Annotated in this window: 15 protein-coding genes; 6 read left to right on the forward strand and 9 right to left on the reverse strand. The window is 64.8% G+C overall.

All coding sequences use genetic code 11. The features are described 5' to 3' along the window. Positions 1-12: 12 nt before the first annotated feature. Both ACTUWL_RS34930 and ACTUWL_RS34935 read right to left on the reverse strand, forming a co-directional pair. Positions 13-1233 carry an LL-diaminopimelate aminotransferase gene (locus ACTUWL_RS34930; protein ID WP_021081142.1) on the reverse strand — a complete coding sequence of 407 codons (1221 nt, stop codon included), beginning with the start codon at positions 1231-1233 and terminating at the stop codon, positions 13-15. 217 nt (positions 1234-1450) lie between these two features. Then, positions 1451-1726 (reverse strand): hypothetical protein, encoded by a 276-nt coding sequence (locus tag ACTUWL_RS34935; protein WP_021081141.1) that lies wholly within the window; start codon positions 1724-1726, stop codon positions 1451-1453. 293 nt (positions 1727-2019) lie between these two features. On the opposite strand from ACTUWL_RS34935, the gene ACTUWL_RS34940 reads away from it, so the two are divergent. Beyond that, on the forward strand, positions 2020-3828 hold the full coding sequence (locus ACTUWL_RS34940) for a PHA/PHB synthase family protein (protein WP_035652750.1): 1809 nt from the start codon (positions 2020-2022) through the stop codon (positions 3826-3828). Positions 3829-3901: 73 nt separating this feature from the next. Continuing rightward, positions 3902-4300: an MAPEG family protein gene (locus ACTUWL_RS34945; RefSeq protein WP_021081139.1), complete on the forward strand. Its 399-nt coding sequence runs from the start codon at positions 3902-3904 to the stop codon at positions 4298-4300. 256 nt (positions 4301-4556) lie between these two features. Here ACTUWL_RS34945 and ACTUWL_RS34950 read toward each other — a convergent pair whose 3' ends face one another. The 5 genes from ACTUWL_RS34950 to ACTUWL_RS34970 all read right to left on the reverse strand — a co-directional run bounded on the left by ACTUWL_RS34950 (position 4557) and on the right by ACTUWL_RS34970 (position 8689). After that, positions 4557-5147 (reverse strand): class I SAM-dependent methyltransferase, encoded by a 591-nt coding sequence (locus tag ACTUWL_RS34950; RefSeq protein WP_021081138.1) that lies wholly within the window; start codon positions 5145-5147, stop codon positions 4557-4559. A 14-nt stretch (positions 5148-5161) separates the two neighbouring features. Beyond that, the gene (gene argC / locus ACTUWL_RS34955; protein WP_021081137.1) at positions 5162-6139 is read right to left on the reverse strand and encodes an N-acetyl-gamma-glutamyl-phosphate reductase; all 978 of its coding nucleotides are present in this window, start codon (positions 6137-6139) and stop codon (positions 5162-5164) included. Continuing rightward, a complete protein-coding gene (locus tag ACTUWL_RS34960; protein ID WP_021081136.1) occupies positions 6136-6801 on the reverse strand; it encodes an FMN-binding negative transcriptional regulator in 666 nt (221 codons plus the stop codon). The genes argC and ACTUWL_RS34960 overlap by 4 nt, the downstream gene beginning before the upstream one ends. A gap of 220 nt (positions 6802-7021) precedes the next feature. Beyond that, a complete protein-coding gene (locus ACTUWL_RS34965; protein WP_021081134.1) occupies positions 7022-8011 on the reverse strand; it encodes an MBL fold metallo-hydrolase in 990 nt (329 codons plus the stop codon). Positions 8012-8158: 147 nt separating this feature from the next. Beyond that, positions 8159-8689, reverse strand: coding sequence for a DedA family protein (locus tag ACTUWL_RS34970; RefSeq protein ID WP_021081133.1), 531 nt, complete (start codon positions 8687-8689; stop codon positions 8159-8161). A 184-nt stretch (positions 8690-8873) separates the two neighbouring features. Between ACTUWL_RS34970 and ACTUWL_RS34975 the strand changes: the two genes are divergently transcribed. The 4 genes from ACTUWL_RS34975 to ACTUWL_RS34990 all read left to right on the forward strand — a co-directional run bounded on the left by ACTUWL_RS34975 (position 8874) and on the right by ACTUWL_RS34990 (position 13403). Next, positions 8874-9242, forward strand: coding sequence for a hypothetical protein (locus ACTUWL_RS34975; RefSeq protein ID WP_035652748.1), 369 nt, complete (start codon positions 8874-8876; stop codon positions 9240-9242). A gap of 125 nt (positions 9243-9367) precedes the next feature. Continuing rightward, positions 9368-11428, forward strand: coding sequence for a DNA topoisomerase IV subunit B (gene parE / locus ACTUWL_RS34980; protein ID WP_021081131.1), 2061 nt, complete (start codon positions 9368-9370; stop codon positions 11426-11428). Between the two features lie 227 nt (positions 11429-11655). After that, positions 11656-12447 carry an outer membrane protein gene (locus ACTUWL_RS34985; protein ID WP_021081130.1) on the forward strand — a complete coding sequence of 264 codons (792 nt, stop codon included), beginning with the start codon at positions 11656-11658 and terminating at the stop codon, positions 12445-12447. Positions 12448-12632: 185 nt separating this feature from the next. Beyond that, positions 12633-13403, forward strand: coding sequence for a glucose 1-dehydrogenase (locus ACTUWL_RS34990; RefSeq protein WP_021081129.1), 771 nt, complete (start codon positions 12633-12635; stop codon positions 13401-13403). A gap of 80 nt (positions 13404-13483) precedes the next feature. Here ACTUWL_RS34990 and ACTUWL_RS34995 read toward each other — a convergent pair whose 3' ends face one another. After that, entirely contained in the window at positions 13484-14728 is a 1245-nt protein-coding gene (locus ACTUWL_RS34995; protein ID WP_021081128.1) for an FAD-dependent oxidoreductase, read from the reverse strand. 66 nt (positions 14729-14794) lie between these two features. Then, entirely contained in the window at positions 14795-16291 is a 1497-nt protein-coding gene (locus tag ACTUWL_RS35000; protein ID WP_021081127.1) for a caspase family protein, read from the reverse strand. Positions 16292-16422 lie beyond the last annotated feature (131 nt).

The raw sequence follows: 16422 nt of genomic DNA on the forward strand, positions 1-16422 counted from the left end.
AACCTGGAAGGATCAGCGTCGGTTGGCGAGAGGAACGACGTTGTGCAACGTTTCGATGCCGCTTTCAAGGAAGCGGCGCACGCCGCGCGCAGCCTGCCGGATGCGCTGCTCGTTCTCCACCATCGCGATGCGGACAAAGCCCTCGCCGTGCTCGCCGAACGCGACGCCTGGCGACACCACGACGCCGGATTTCTCCACCATCAGGGTTGCGAACTGCATGCTGCCGACCGCCTCGAACGCCTTGGGCAGCGGTGCCCAGGCGAACATCGAGGCCTGCGGCGGCGGAATGTCCCAGCCGGCGCGGCCAAATGACTCAACCAGCGCATCGCGCCGCTTGCGGTAGGTGTCGCGCATCTCGCGGATGCAATCGTCGGGACCGTTCAGCGCCGCGGTCGCCGCCACCTGCACCGGCGTGAAGGCGCCGTAATCGAGGTAGGATTTGACCCGTGCCAGCGCTGCGATGATGCGCTCATTGCCGACCGCAAAGCCCATGCGCCAGCCGGCCATCGAGAACGTCTTCGACATCGAGGTGAATTCGACGGTGACGTCGAGCGCGCCGGGCACCTGCAGCACCGACGGCGGCGGCTTATCCTCGTCGAAATAGACTTCGGCGTAAGCGAGATCGGACAGGATGAAGATGTCGTGCTTCTTCGCGAAGGCGACCAGATCCTTGTAGAAGTCGAGATCGGCGACATAGGCGGTCGGGTTCGACGGATAGCAGACGATCAGCGCGATCGGCTTCGGGATCGAGTGGATGATGGCCCGTTCGACCGCCTCGAAGAATTGCGGCGTCGGCTCCGAGGGCACCGAGCGGATCATGCCGCCGGCCATCAGGAAGCCGAACGCATGGATCGGATAGCTCGGATTCGGGCACAGCACGACATCACCGGGTGCGGTGATCGCCTGCGCGACGTTGGCAAACCCTTCCTTGGAGCCGAGGGTGGCCACGACCTGGGTGTCGGGGTTGAGCTTGACGCCGAAGCGGCGGGCGTAATAGGCGGCCTGGGCCTTGCGCAGGCCGTTGATGCCGCGCGAGGCCGAATAGCGATCGGTGCGCGGCTTGCCCAGCGTCTCCTTGAGCTTTTCGATGACATGCGCCGGGGTCGGCAGGTCCGGATTGCCCATGCCCATATCGATGATATCGGCCCCGGCGTTGCGCGCGGCCGCCTTGGCCTGGTTTACCTTTTCAAAGACGTAAGGCGGCAGACGGCGAATGCGGTAAAAATCTTCCATGGGACCCTTGCTCCGACAACCGCAATGCCAGAATCGCCCCCTTTATTGGCTTTACGGAAGCCTCAACGGCCTCTTCCAGAAATCACACCAAATCAATGACTTAGAGCGAATTCAGGGACACGATCTGGGGGCTGTGGCCGGATCTGCGGTTGAACTGGATTTCTTTTAGCACGGACGCCGGGCGGCGCCAGCGCTGATCGGCCGCCAGGTTGCGGCCTTACTTGCCGGCCTGGGCCGCCGTCGAGGCCTGGCGCGCGCGCGCCGCGATCAGCTCCTGCTCGATCTTGGCCTGATCCGCCGGCTTGATCGTCGGATCGGCGCGGTCGGGCGGAAGGTCATGGACCGGGAGGTAACCGTTGGCATCCTTTTGCCGCGCCGGCGCGTCGGCGGGCATCGCCATATCGGCGATCGTGCTCGAGCAGCCGCCCAGCGCCAGCAACGACGCGAGCAGCACTGCGGCCGCGAGCCCCCTGTTCATTCGATCGATCGGCATGCGCCGAATTGTCCCCAACAAGCTAGCGCGCACGTGGCACGGTTGCCGACACGGGTCGCACTGGTACGAGCCTTGCAGCGTCCCCGCTGCGTTAATCCTGGCTTCAGTCGTTTCAAACCATTGTCGCCCGAAACGCTTAAAGCGTGAAGAACAATAGCGACCCCTGAGGCTTCAATATGACGGAACAAAGATCTTTTGTCGCACCGCAACAGAACGAAACATCTGATTTTCACTGATTTTCGTTGCCGCACCGCGCGATGACGCCCCCCAAACGACTCGATATTGTCCCTCAGATGAGCAACGTCAGCACCGACACCCAAGCCGCCCCGAAATTCAACAGCGAAGCCTTTGCCATGAACATCGCGCGGGCGATGGAGAGCAGCGGCCAGGCGCTGGCAGCCTATCTCAAGCCGCGCCAGACCGGAGAGGTCCGCGACAAGCCGCCGAACGAGCTCGGCGAGGTGATCAAGACCTTCAGCGTGATCGCCGAATACTGGCTGTCCGACAAGGAGCGCGCCTCCTCGCTGCAGATGCAGCTCGGCAAGGACTACCTCGATCTGTGGGGCTCGGCCGTGCGCCGCATGGCCGGCGAAGCCGATGCCAAGCCCGCGATCGCGCCGGCGCCGCGCGACAAGCGCTTCCAGGATCCGGAGTGGAAGTCGAATCAGTTCTTCGACTTCATCCTGCAGCTTTACCTCTTGACCTCGAAATGGGCGCAGCAGCTGGTCAACGACGCCGACGGCATCGACCCGCACACGCGCAAGAAGGCTGAATTCTACGTCCAGCAGATCACCAACGCGCTGGCGCCGTCGAATTTCGTCCTGACCAATCCGGAAGTGCTGCGCGCCACCGTCGAGACCAACGGCGACAATCTGGTCCGCGGCATGAAGATGCTGGCCGAGGATATCGAGGCCGGCCACGGCACGCTGAAGATCCGCCAGTCCGATTCGAGCAATCTCGAGGTCGGCGTCAACATGGCGACGACGCCGGGCAAGGTGATCTACCAGAACGAGCTGATGCAGCTGATCCAGTATTCGCCGTCGACGGAGAACGTGCTGCGCACGCCGCTCCTGATCGTGCCGCCCTGGATCAACAAATTCTACATCCTCGATCTGCGCCCTGAGAAATCCTACATCAAATGGTGCGTCGACCAGGGCATCACGGTGTTCGTGATCTCCTGGGTCAATCCGGACAAGGAGCTCGGCAAGAAGACCTGGGCCGACTACATGACCGAGGGCCCGCTCACGGCGATGGACGTGATCGAGAAGGTCACCGGCGAGATGAAGGTGCACACCGCCGGCTATTGCGTCGGCGGCACCATGCTCGCCTCGACGCTTGCCTATCTCGCCGAGAAGCGCCGCCAGCGCGTGACGTCGGCGACGTTCTTTGCCGCGCAGGTCGATTTCACCCAGGCGGGTGACCTCCTGGTGTTCGTCGACGAGGACCAGATCTCGGCGCTCGAGCGCGACATGCAGGAATCCGGTGTGCTCGAAGGCAGCAAGATGGCGATGGCCTTCAACATGCTGCGCTCCAACGACCTGATCTGGTCGTATGTCGTCAACAATTACCTGAAGGGCCGGCCGCCCTCCTCGTTCGACCTGCTGCACTGGAATTCGGATGCGACGCGGATGCCGTCGTCGAACCACTCCTACTACCTGCGCAACTGCTATCTGGAGAACCGGCTGTCGACCGGCACCATGGTGCTCGACAACACGCTGCTCGATCTGTCGAAGGTGAAAGTTCCGATCTACAACCTCGCCGCACGCGAGGACCACATCGCACCGGCGGAATCGGTGCTGTACGGGTCGCAGTTCTTCGGCGGCCCCGTGAAGTATGTGCTGTCGGGCTCCGGCCATATCGCCGGCGTGGTCAATCCGCCCGCGGCGAAGAAATATCAATATTGGACCAACGACAACATCAAGGACATCAAGCTCGCCGACTGGCTGAAGGGCGCCGAGGAGCACAAGGGCTCGTGGTGGCCGGACTGGCGCGCCTGGCTGGAGAGCCACGATCCGGAAACAGTCCCGGCGCGTATCGTAGGCGCGAACGGAACGCCGGTGCTCGAGGACGCGCCGGGCAGCTATGTCCGCGTCCGCGCGTAGCGCGAGCTGTTCCGCTCAGCTATAAACAGACGATCCCGGCGGTCGGGAATCGGATTGACGTGAGGGGGAGACGATGACGCGCGAACTGTTCTGGCTGTCGCTGACGGTGATCCTGACCGGCATCTTGTGGATCCCCTACACCATCAACCGCTGCCAGGTGCGCGGCCTCTCGGGCGCTATGGCCAACCCCTCGCGCACCGACAAGCCGCATGCCGAGTGGGCCAACCGGCTGATGTTCGCGCATGACAACGCGGTCGAGAACCTCGTGATCTTCGCGCCGCTGGTCCTGATCCTCAACGCAGCCGACTACTCCACCAAATGGACCGTGCTCGCCTGCGCCGTCTATTTCTGGGCCCGCGTCGCCCATCTGATCGTCTACACGCTCGGCCTGCCGGTGTTCCGCACGCTGGCCTTCACGGTCGGCTTCCTCGCCCAGGCGGTGCTGGCGCTCGCGGTCTTCAAGGCGCTCTGAACCAAAGCGTGATGAAGTTACGTTGAGCTGGAACGGCGTCGACGGTTCACCTCTCCCTTGGGAGAGGTCGATTTGCGCAGCATATCGGGTGAGGGATTACGGTCTATCGAGAGAGCGAGAGCCCTCACCCGCTTCGCAATCCGACCTCTCCCCAGCGGGGAGAGGTGAACCGAGACCGCGCCAAGCCGATTCAACCAGAACTCATCCCGCTTTAGATTTTGCCGCCGGTTGCGGCGTCAGCGCCGGTGCCCGCCAACTACGCGCCCTTGCGCACGACGATATGCAGCATCGTCGCGGGCGCCTCGTCAAAACTCTTGATCTCGCTGGTGTCGGACGAGACCTGCGTCCACGCCCCCGAGGCGGCGTAGGTCGCCGCCAGCCAATCGGCCTCCGGATAATTGTAATAGCGGCCGATGCTGTCGCGGCCATCGCCATGGCCGATCTTGTAGCTCGCGTAGAAGATGCCGGCGGGCTTCAGCGCCCGGTGGATGCGGCCGATGATGCCGGCTAATTCGTCGCGCGGCACATGCAGCAGGCAGGCGCTGGCCCAGACGCCGTCATAGGCCTCGCGATCCCTTAGCTCGTCGAACAGCATCGGCTCGACGGGATGATTGATGCGCCGCGAAGCTACCTCGGCCATCTCCGGGGAGCCATCGGTCGCGCGCAGCACGAAGCCTTCGGCAAGCATGACCGCAGCGTGATTGCCGGCGCCGCAGCCGAGTTCGAGGATCGCGCCGCCCGGCGGCAACAGCTTGAGGAAGCCGATCAGCCGGGTGGACGGTGCTTTCGCCCACCCGGCATAGGCCTCGGCATTGCGCCGGTAGAATTGCAGCGTGGCGTCGTCCACGGTGCGCCTGGCCGTCAGCTGTCGGCCAGACCGAGCATCAGCCGCATGTTCTGAACCGCGGCCCCCGAGGCGCCCTTGCCCAGATTATCGAGCCGGGCGACCAGCACCGCCTGGCGATATTTGTCGCTGGCGAACACGTAGAGCTCGAGCTGGTTGGTCTCGTTGAGCGCTTCCGGCTCGATCTTGCCGCCCTTGGCGGCTTCGTTCTGCAGCGGCATCGCGGTGACGTATTTGCTGCCGGCATACCACTTCGCGAGAACGGCCTGCAGGTCGGCTCCATCGGGCTTGCCCGGCAGCGCGTCGAGCTGCAGGGGCACCGACACCAGCATGCCCTGCCGGTAGTTGCCGACCGACGGGATGAACAGCGGCCGCCGCGTCAGATGCGAATACAGCTGCATCTCCGGTACGTGCTTGTGCTCGAAGCCGAGGCCGTAGAGGTGGAAGGCCGGTGCCGAGCCGTCCTCGAAGCTCGCGATCATCGACTTGCCGCCGCCCGAATATCCGCTCACCGCATTGATGGTGACGGGATAATCGGCAGGCAGCAGCCCTCCATCGACCAGCGGGCGCAGCAACGCGATCGCACCGGTCGGATAGCAGCCGGGATTGGAGACCTTCGGCGCGTTGCGGATCTTGTCGGCCTGGCCGGACGCGAGCTCGGCAAAGCCATAGGCCCAGTCCGGCGCGACCCGATAGGCGGTCGAGGCGTCGAGCACTTTTGGCGCAGCATTGCCCATGGTGTCGATCAGCGCGACGGTCTCCTTGGCCGCGTCGTCAGGCAGGCAGAGGATCACGAGATCGACCTCCTCCATCAGCGCACGCTTGGCGCCGGCATCCTTCCGCTTGTCCTCGGCGATGTGCTTCACGGTGACGTCGCCGATCGAATGCAGCCGCTCCTGGATGCCGAGGCCGGTGGTGCCCGACGCCCCATCGACGAACACGGCCTTGGTCGCACCGCTCTTGGTTTTCGGCTGGTTGGTGTCAGTCAAGGTCATGGCACGGTCCTTTCGAGCTCATTGGTTTTGATAGCAAAGACTTCCGGCCGCGCCTGCCGCATCAATTGCGCGATCTGTTGCGCGCCGGCGTCGGCTCGCGCGGCAAGGTGACCCGCGACCGCCGCAAAGTCGGTCTCGGATTTGTGCTGGTTCAGCTTGAAGCTGCCCTCCACCTCTTCCACCGTCATCTCAAGGCCCACGATCGCCTTCTTCATGGCATCGAGCCGCGCCGCTGTCATCTTGCCCGACACCCACGGCTTTTTCGGCAACAGCCGATCCTCGAACTTGGCCGTCAGTGCGTCGATCTGAACCGCGAGTTCCTCACCCGACAGGGGCCGGACCGGCCCGGTCAGATGCACGGCCTGATAGAGCCAGGTCGGCACCTGGTCGGGCGACACATACCAGTCGGCCGACACATAGGCATCGGCGCCGGTGACGGCCAGCAGCCAGGGCGCTCCACCCAAAAGCTTTACCAGCGGATTGTGACGAGCAACATGAAACAGCGCCCGCGGCGTGCCGTCGGCGGCGTACGACAGATAGAACGGCAGCGCGGAAGCGACCGGCTTGCCGCCGTCCCACGCGCAGGCAAGGCCGAAGCCGCGCGCCTCGGCGAAGGCAAGGCTTGCGGCGCGGTCGGGCTTGAATGGTTGCGGCGTATACATGGTCGAATACTCCTGCTTGACGAAGGAGCCGCCAGATCGAACCGCGTGTCTTTTTGAGGAGAGCGCCGCGGGATCAGATCCGGCGGCAGAGGCGATGGTCTTAAACGCGAGCGACCGCCCATACCGCGAGAATGCGGCGGCGGCGGGCGATGATGATGGTCGCGGCGTTGATCATGGGCGCGGCTATAAGGCCGCGCCCCCTTTGCGTCAAGGAAAACCGTCAGATCACCGGATTCCACGGCGCCGGCACGACACGGTAGCCGCTGCCGTCCTTCACCACATTGCCGAGGCCGGGGAACGGATAGTGGAAGCCCTGCACCTGCAGCCGCTCCGCGACGATCATGTCGTAGACGCGGCGGCGGGTCTGCTCGGCGACGTCGGCGTCCTGGTCGAAGAACGCGTGCCAGCCGGGATTGGTCGCGAACAGATCCGGGTTGTTGGTGACGTCGGACTGGATGAACACCTTCTCCGATCCCGAGGCCAACACGTAGGAGGTGTGGCCCGGCGTATGGCCGACGGTCTCGACCGAGGTCAGGCCCGGCGCGATCTCCTTGCCCCATTCGTAGGGCGTGACCTTCTTCTTCAGCGCAGCCTCGAAGATGTTGCGGTTGTTCTTGAACAGGCCCTGCATGCGGCCAGCCGGCGCCCGGCTCATCTCGCCATCGTCCATCCAGAACTTCCATTCGGTCGCCGGCACCAGCACCTCGGCATTCGGGAATGCCGGCGTGCCCTCGGCAGTGAGCAGGCCGTTCACGTGATCGCCATGGAAATGCGAGATCACGACCATGTCGACGTTCTTGGGATCGAAGCCGGCGGCGACGAAATTGTCGGCGAACAGGCCGTTGGCGCCCTTGGAGCTGGCCTTGGCCAATGCGCCGTTGCCGGTGTCGATCACGACCAGCTTGCCGCCGGTGTTGAGCACCAGCGGCGCGAACCAGATCGTCACCATGTCGCGCGGCATGAACGCCTTGTCCAGCGCCGCGTTGACATCGTCCCGCTTCGCATTGGGGATGAAGGCGTCCTCCAGCTTGAACACGTTCTTGCCGTCGGACACCACGCTGACCATGATGTCGCCGACCTTGTAGCGATAGAAGCTCGGCGCCTGCCTGTCGGCCGCGGGCGCTGCGGCGCCGGCCGGGACTGCCGGCAGCAGCGGCGCGGCGGCAATGCCGGCAGCACCGGCAAGAGCGTGACGTCGTGTCAATTCCATGTGTTGTCCTTCCAGTGAGACGGCGCCCGATAGTCCGTGCTTGGTGAGCGAGGTTGTATCAGCGTTTCGATGCCCGCGCGATGACGGCTGCGCGCGGTCCTGCTTCTCCCGCCTACCCCCTGAACTGCGGCCTTATTCCGAAACTCGCTACACCACCCGCCATATCCATTCGAGGGCCTGGGCAATGACGTCGCCGAACAATAGCAGCGCCGCGGACCAGACCAGCGCGGAGACGAAATTGGCGATCTGAAATTGCCAGTACGACATCTCGAAAATGCCGGCCGCAAGCGGCACCGAGGCGCGCAGCGGGCCGAAGAAGCGGCCGATGAAAATGCTGGGCACGCCCCATTTCTTAACGAAGGCTTCGCCGCGCGGCAGGATCTCCGGATAGCGCGACAGCGGCCACATCTGCGCGACCTGCTCCTTGTAGCGGTAGCCGAACCAGTAGGAGACCCAGTCGCCGAGTGCGGCGCCGATGCCGCCCGCGATCCAGATCGGCCAGAAATTGATCCCGCTGACGCCGATCAGGGCGCCGATCGCAACCAGCGCACCCCAGGCGGGCACCAGCAACGAGATGAAGGCGAGCGATTCAGCGAACGCCAGCAACATGACGATCGGAGCGGCCCAGACCTGGTGATGGCGAACGAATTCGGCCAGGGCCCGCGTAAGGTCTTCCATCTCGTCGTGTGCCTTCCGCTCCGTTGAACCTCGAATGAACCTTTCTAGCGGCACGCAGCCTAAGAACAGGTAAGCCAGCCCATTGCGTGACATCAAGTCACAAAGGCGGGGATCAAACGTGATTTCCCATCAGCCCCCGCGGTCCGGGCTGGCTGGCACCTCCCTCGCAAAAACGAATCACTGGATGATCGGGCCACTGGTGATGTGCGTAAGCGTTCTCGCCCTGCTGTTCGGAATGCTCGCGGGCATCGCCATGGGCATCCAGCACGGCTTCACGTTGGGGCCGGCGCACGCGCATCTCAATCTCGTCGGCGGTGTGTTGCTGTTCCTGTTCGGGCTCTACTACCGGCTGATGACGGCCGCGGGCAGGATGCTGCTCGCCAGGATCCAGGGCTGGCTGCATATCATCGGCGGCATCCTGTTTCCGGCTGGCGTGGCCGCCGTGCTGCTGAAGGGACCCTCGTTCGTGGCCGCCCCGATCGTCGGACCGCTGATGGTGGCAGTCGCCATGGCCCTGTTCACGGTCATTGTATTCCGTACCTCGCGGGCGTAATCGCAGGCTCCTATCTAGAGGGACGGCCGGGCCCGAGGTGCGGTCGTCCCCATTGGCAGCCCATCCGTGGCATAGTCAGAGCAACCGATTCGCCGCGCCATGATTGGCGCGCCACTTGAAGAAACATGGCCAAATCATTGAAGTCGAACGCCAAAAGCAAATCTGCTGACGACCTGTTCGGAGCCCCGGAACCGAAGGGCCGCGCCGTCGCGAAGGCTGCAGCCAAGCCCGTGAAGGACGCCGAAGCCGGCTATACGGCGGCGAGCATCGAGGTCCTGGAGGGCCTGGAACCGGTGCGCAAGCGCCCCGGCATGTATATCGGCGGCACCGACGAGAAGGCGCTCCATCACCTGTTCGCCGAGGTGATCGACAACGCCATGGACGAGGCCCTGGCGGGCCACGCCACCTTCATCGAGGTCGAACTGACGGCCGACGGCTTCCTGTCGGTGAACGACAACGGCCGCGGCATTCCGATCGACCCGCATCCGAAATTCCCGAAGAAGTCGGCGCTCGAAGTCATCATGTGCACGCTGCACTCGGGCGGCAAATTCAATTCCGATGTCTACGAGACCTCGGGCGGCCTGCACGGCGTCGGCGTCTCCGTGGTCAACGCCCTCTCCTCCCGGCTCGAGGTCGAAGTCGCGCGCAGCGGACAGTTGCATCGCATGACCTTCGAGCGCGGCCATCCCAAGGGCAAGCTCGAGGACCTCGGCAAGGTCAGCAATCGCCGCGGCACCCGGGTCCGCTTCAAGCCTGACACCGAAATCTTCGGCGCCAAGGCCGCCTTCAAGCCGCAGCGCCTGTTCAAGATGACGCGCTCGAAGGCGTATCTGTTCGGCGGCGTCGAGATTCGCTGGCACTGCGATCAGGAACTCCTGAAGGGCGTCGAAGACGTCCCGGCCGAAGCCAAATTCCACTTCCCCGGCGGCCTGAAGGATTACCTCGCCGCGGCGATCCACGCCGACACGCTGGTGCATCAGGACATCTTCTCCGGCAAATCCGGCCGCAGCGGCGCGCATGGCGCCTGCGAATGGGCGGTCGCCTGGACCGCCGATGCCGACGGGTTCCTGTCGTCCTACACCAACACCGTGCCGACACCCGACGGCGGCACGCATGAATCCGGCCTGCGCAGCGCGCTGCTGCGCGGCCTGAAGGATCACGCCGAGCGCGCCGGCCAAGGCAAGCGCGCAGCCTCCATCACCTCGGAAGACGTGATGGTGGGCGCAGCCGTCATGCTCTCGGTGTTCGTGCGCGAACCTGAATTCCAGGGCCAGACGAAAGACCGCCTCGCCACCGCCGAAGCGCAGCGCATCGTCGAACAGGCGATGAAGGATCCGTTCGATCACTGGCTGTCGGGCAATCCGAACCAGGCCAACCGGCTGCTCGATTTCGTGATCGACCGCGCCGAGGAGCGGCTGCGCCGCCGCCAGGAAAAGGAAACCGCGCGCAAGACCGCCGGCAAGAAGCTGCGTCTGCCCGGCAAGCTCGCCGATTGCTCCGACGCCGGCACCGAGGGCTCCGAACTGTTCATCGTGGAAGGCGACTCGGCCGGCGGCAGCGCCAAGCAGGCGCGCGACCGCAAGACCCAGGCCGTGCTGCCGCTGCGCGGCAAGATTCTCAACGTCGCCTCCGCCGGCAAGGACAAGCTGACCGCCAACGCGCAGCTCTCCGATCTCGTGCAGGCGATCGGCTGCGGCACGCTCGCGCACTACCGTGAAGAGGACCTGCGCTATCAGCGCATCATCATCATGACCGACGCCGACGTCGACGGCGCGCACATCGCATCGCTCCTTATCACCTTCTTCTACCGGCAGATGCCGCGGCTGATCGACGAGGGCCATCTCTATCTGGCGGTGCCGCCGCTCTACAAACTCAAGCACGGCACCAAGTCGGTCTACGCGCGCGACGACGCGCACAAGGAAGAGTTGCTGAAGAACGAGTTCAACGCCAACGCCAAGGTCGAGGTGAATCGCTTCAAAGGCCTCGGCGAAATGATGCCGGCGCAGCTCAAGGAAACCACGATGGATCCGGCCAAGCGCACGCTGCTGCGCGTGGTGCTGCTCGCCGACGATCGCGAGGGCACCGCCGACTCGGTCGAGCGGCTGATGGGAACCAAGGCGGAAGCGCGCTTTGCCTTCATCTCCGACAAGGCCGAATTCGCCAGCGACGATTTGCTCGACGTTTAGGCCCAACCGGCTGATTTCAAACGATTTTACGGCCGCCTCCAGAACGGGGCGGCCGTTCTTCATTGAGCCCTGTCGAAGGCTGCCAGCGGCTTCGTTTTCGAGCGGTTGTGTCTCACCCGCAACAGCTTTTCCGGCGGAAGCACGTATAGTCCAAGCATGAGTTTCGGGAATCGGTGCCAGCGCACCCCGGTCAGCGACCCGATCGAACGCTAGTCGAGGATTTGGACATGAAGAAGATTTTGCTCGCTCTGACCGCGGTTGCTGCGATGACGGGTTCCGCGTCGGCTGCCGATCTGGCCGCCCGCCCCTACACCAAGGCTCCGGCCCCGATCGCGGTGGCGCCGAGCTGGACCGGCTTCTACATCTTCGGCGGCGGCGGCGGTGGCCTCTGGGACGCTGACACCGGCGTCCAGTCGACCGTCACGGGCGCGCCGATCCTCGGCTTCAACCAGCGCCAGGGCGGCGACGGCTGGTTCGGCACCGTCGGTGCCGGTTACGACTGGCAGACCGCCAACAGCTGGGTCATCGGCGTGTTCGCCGACGGTCAGTTCGGCAGCCTGAAGGGCACCATCCAGGATCAGGGTCCGTTCGTCGCGGGCAACATCAAGAACGACTACAGCTGGGCCGCCGGTGCGCGCCTCGGTTATCTGATCGCTCCGAACGTTCTGTCCTACGTCAATGCCGGCTACTCCAGCTCGCACTGGAAGGGCACCACGCTGTTCAACACCGCGAGCGCTCTCCCGTCGGGCCTGCACACCAACGGCTTCGACCGCAGCGGCTGGTTCGTCGGCGGCGGCGTCGAGAACAACCTGAACATCTTCGGCATCACCGCGCCGGGCTGGTTCATGAAGACCGAGTATCGTGCCGCTTACTACGACAAGAAGAACATCTCGGAACTCGCCGACGTCACCAACATCTCGAACGGCCGAGACATCACCTTCAAGCCGTTCGTTCAGACCATCAGCACCTCGCTGGTCTACCGTTTCAACTGGACCGGTCCGGTTGTTGCGAAGTACTGATCTCTGCTGACAAGGCAGACCAAAAGCCCCGGCATCGTCCGGGGCTTTTTTTGTTGCTGAACGCCTTCGAGAGCGATCTCGCGCACGCCTCCCGGCGCAGGACCAACCGGCCGCGCCCGATCTGGTCAGCGCGGTGGCGATCGGGCACTCTCGCGACCAGATTCAAACCACAGCGGACAACAACAATGAGAAACGGACAGTTTGATCTCTCGGGCAGGGTCGCGATCGTCACCGGCGGCAATGGCGGCATCGGGCTCGGCATGGCGCGCGGCCTCGCCGATGCCGGCGCGGCGGTTGCCGTGGTCGGCCGCAACGAGGCGAAATCTGCTGCTGCCGTCGAGGATCTGGGCAAGCGCGGCGTCAAGGCGATCGCGGTGGCGACCGACGTGACCGACAAGGCGGCCGTCGCGGCCATGGTCGAGCGGGTCATCGGCGAGCTCGGCCGGATCGACATCCTCGTCAACAACGCCGGCATGAGCATCCGCAAGCCGCCGCATGAGCTCGAGCTCGACGAGTGGAGCAAGGTGATCGACACCAACCTCACCAGCGCCTTCCTGTGCTCGAAGGCGGCCTATCCTGCGCTCAAGGCGTCGGGCCACGGCAAGATCATCAATATCGGCTCGATGATGTCGATCTTCGGCGCGAGCTTCGCTGCGGCCTATGCCGCGAGCAAGGGCGGCATCGTGCAGTACACCCGCGCCTGCGCCAACGCCTGGGCGCCCGACAACATCCAGGTCAACGCCATCCTTCCCGGCTGGATCGACACCGACCTGACCAAGGGCGCACGCCAGCAGGTTGCCGGGCTGCATGAGCGCGTGCTCGCGCGCACGCCGGCGGCGCGCTGGGGAGCCATCGACGACTTCGCCGGCATCGCCGTATTCCTGGCCTCGCCCGCGTCGGATTTCGTCACCGGCACCGCGATCCCGGTCGACGGCGGCTATTCGGTCATGGCCTGAGACACAGGGGCCCTGCTGGAGCGGCCGGGGCCCTTCGCATCCTGCTCGCTCAGGAGAAGTTCGCCGGCACGCGTGACGCTTCAGCCTGCGGCCGGCGAATGCACGTGCTCCGGGCGCACTCCGACCGCGACGAGACGCGCCGTCAGGCCCTGCAGCCAGGGCATCGCCGTGATCAACCGCAGCGCGAGCGGCACCGGTCGATCGCCTCCCTTCAGCGCCGCGCTGATGATGTTGTCCTGCGCGATCACCTGCATGCGCTGCGTCACGCGCACCGGGAATTCGCGGCGGCGCCGCACCGCATCGAGCTCGTGCTCCGACGGACAGCCTTGTGCGAGCTTCGCCGCCAGGATGTTGGCGGTCGCGACCGCGTCCTGCACCGCGAGGTTGACGCCGACGCCGCCGATCGGCGACATCGCATGCGCCGCATCGCCGATGCAGAGCAGCCCGGGAAGCGTCCAGCGCGTCAGCCGATTGATCGCGACCGTGAGCAGCTTGACGTCGTCGAAGCTCTTCACGTCGCCAATGCCGGCCTTGAGGATCGGCGCCAGCCGCAGCACGTCGTCGAGCAGCGCCGGCAAGCCCCTCGCCTTCACGGCGTCGTATTGCCCCTTGGCGATCACATAGGCGCATTGCCAATAGTCGCCGCGATCGAACGTCACCATCATCTTGCCGTGGTCGACACGGGCGAACAAATTCTCGGTCTCGTCCGGATGGCGCCCGACGCGAAACCACAGCACGTCGATCGGCGCGCCGATCTCCTCGACGGCAAGGCCTGCGCGCTCGCGCACGATCGAACGGCGGCCGTCGCAGCCGATCACAAGATCCGCCTCGATGTCGATCGTGCCGTCGGGCGTCGTCACGCGGACGCCGGCAACCGCATCGCCGCGCCGGATCAGGTCGGTCGCCTCGGCGCTCATCAGCACCTGCAGCGAGGGAAAACGCTTGCCGCTGTCGCGCAGGAAATTGAGGAAGTCCCACTGCGGCATCATCGCGATGAAGGGATATTTGACGCTGAGGCGGCTGAGGTCCGCGATCCGCACCGAGGTGCCGCCGAACATGCCGTCGAGCTTCTGGATGTCCTGGTGCGGCAGCTTCAGGAAGCCGTCGATCAGACCGAGCTCGTCCATCACCTGCAGGGTCGAGGGATGCACGGTATCGCCGCGAAAGTCGCGGAAGAAGTCGGCGTGCTTCTCCAGCACCACGACGTCGATCCCGGCGCGTCCAAGCAGATAGCCGAGCATCATGCCCGCCGGCCCGCCGCCGACCACGCAGCAGCGCACCTTCATCTGACCTGTGTTCGGTCCTGCCGGATTGCCCGCATCCATGATGCCGTCCTTAACCGTTGTCTCGCCGCTCCCTTGGTAACGCGGGTCGGACGACAAGGATGCAGACTATCGCCTGAAGGTCTTGATCTCCGACACGCTGCCGTCGCGATAGGTCAGTTCCACCGAGACCGATTTGGTCTGCGGCGCGAGCTTCAGGTAGGGCTGCGCGTCGGACGGGATCGCGCTCGGATCGCGCGAATTGCAGGCGGGCATCTTCAGCACCTTGTCCGGCACCGCGGTGTCGATGCCGATCCGCACCTCGCGAATCGCGCAGCGATACGACATCAGGTGGGTATAATAGACGAGCAGCCCGTTGAACTCGCGGAACGACAGCCAGCTTGTCGCCGTCATGTCGAGGATCTTGCGCTGGTCGCGGATCAGCGCGGCGTCGGGATCGAACTTGATCGGGAACGGCCCCTGCATCTCGCCCTGGGTATCGACATAGCGAAGCTCGATCGTCGCCGCCGGCGCATCGGCCGGCAGCTCGATCGACGGATTAGGCATCCGCTTGCGCGTGCGCGGATCGAGCGTGTCCATGAAGCCGGTTTCGCGGAAGTCGCCGCGGTCGCCGATCCGCCAGGAGATGCCGAGCGTCGGATCGGCGATCGAGAACACGACCGTCCAGCCGCCATTGTGGCGCGAGAAGCTCGCGATCGGCGCGTTGATCGAGTCCTCCTTCGGCAGCTTCGGCACCGACACCGGCGGCAGCGCGGCCACCTGCTGCGCAGGCGTGGCCGGCTTGGCCGCCTCGGCCTGGGCTTTCGCAATCCCGTTCAGGAAGACGTCATCGACCATCTGGTCGAAATAGACCGGGATCTGCTTGTGCTTCACGGTCTCGGCCATCTCGCTGACCAGGCGCCGCGTGCGCTGGGCGACCTGCACGAGGTTCTCGCCGGGCTGCAGCAGCTCCCCGGCAAAGGTTCGCGTGAACACCGAATTGGGATTGGCATCGTCGTTCGACAGCCGGTCGAGCGCGGTCTGGCGCGGCCCCGCCGAAAACACCGAGAACACGCCTTCCGGCAGCTGCGTCATCGGGGCGAGGCCACCACCGCCGGCAACCGCGCGCGTGCCGGCCCGCTCGAACGGATTGTTGCGGCAGGCGTCGAACACCAGGATCGAGGTGCGCGCCTTCTTGTTCTGCAACCGCTCGATGATGCGGTCGGCGAGAACCGAGGCGTCGCGCACCAGCTCCTCCTGCCCTTCGGTCGCCGCCGGTACGTCGGTCGGCAGCAGGAAATTCTGGCCCGCGATCTCGAAGCCGTGACCGGCGTAGAAGAAGAATGCGGTATCGCCGGGTTCCACGGCGCGGTCGAAGGCGAGCAGCGTCTCGGAAAACGCCTGCCGGTTCAAATTCTCGGCCAGCATGACGTTGAAACCGAGCTGCTTCAGCGTGTCGCCCATGGTGCGGGCGTCGTTGACCGCCTTCTGCAGCTTGGGCACGTTCCGGTAGTCATTGTTGCCGATCACCAGCGCAATGCGCTTTTCGGCCTGGGCGGGCGCCGCCGATGCGACGCATACGACCGCCAACAGGGCCGCTGAAAGTCTCGAAAGCCAGCTCTTCATCCCAATTCCCGCCTGCACGAAAGTGCGCCGCTCGCGCGCCCGCCTAATAGTCGGGTCAGCCGTTTGGCCGGTTCAAGACCGGCGATGGACGGCCGTCGTGAGCGCCTCTTGGCGCCCGTCCCGGCCACCAT

The sequence above is a fragment of the Bradyrhizobium sp. WCU1 genome (genome assembly GCF_053474805.1).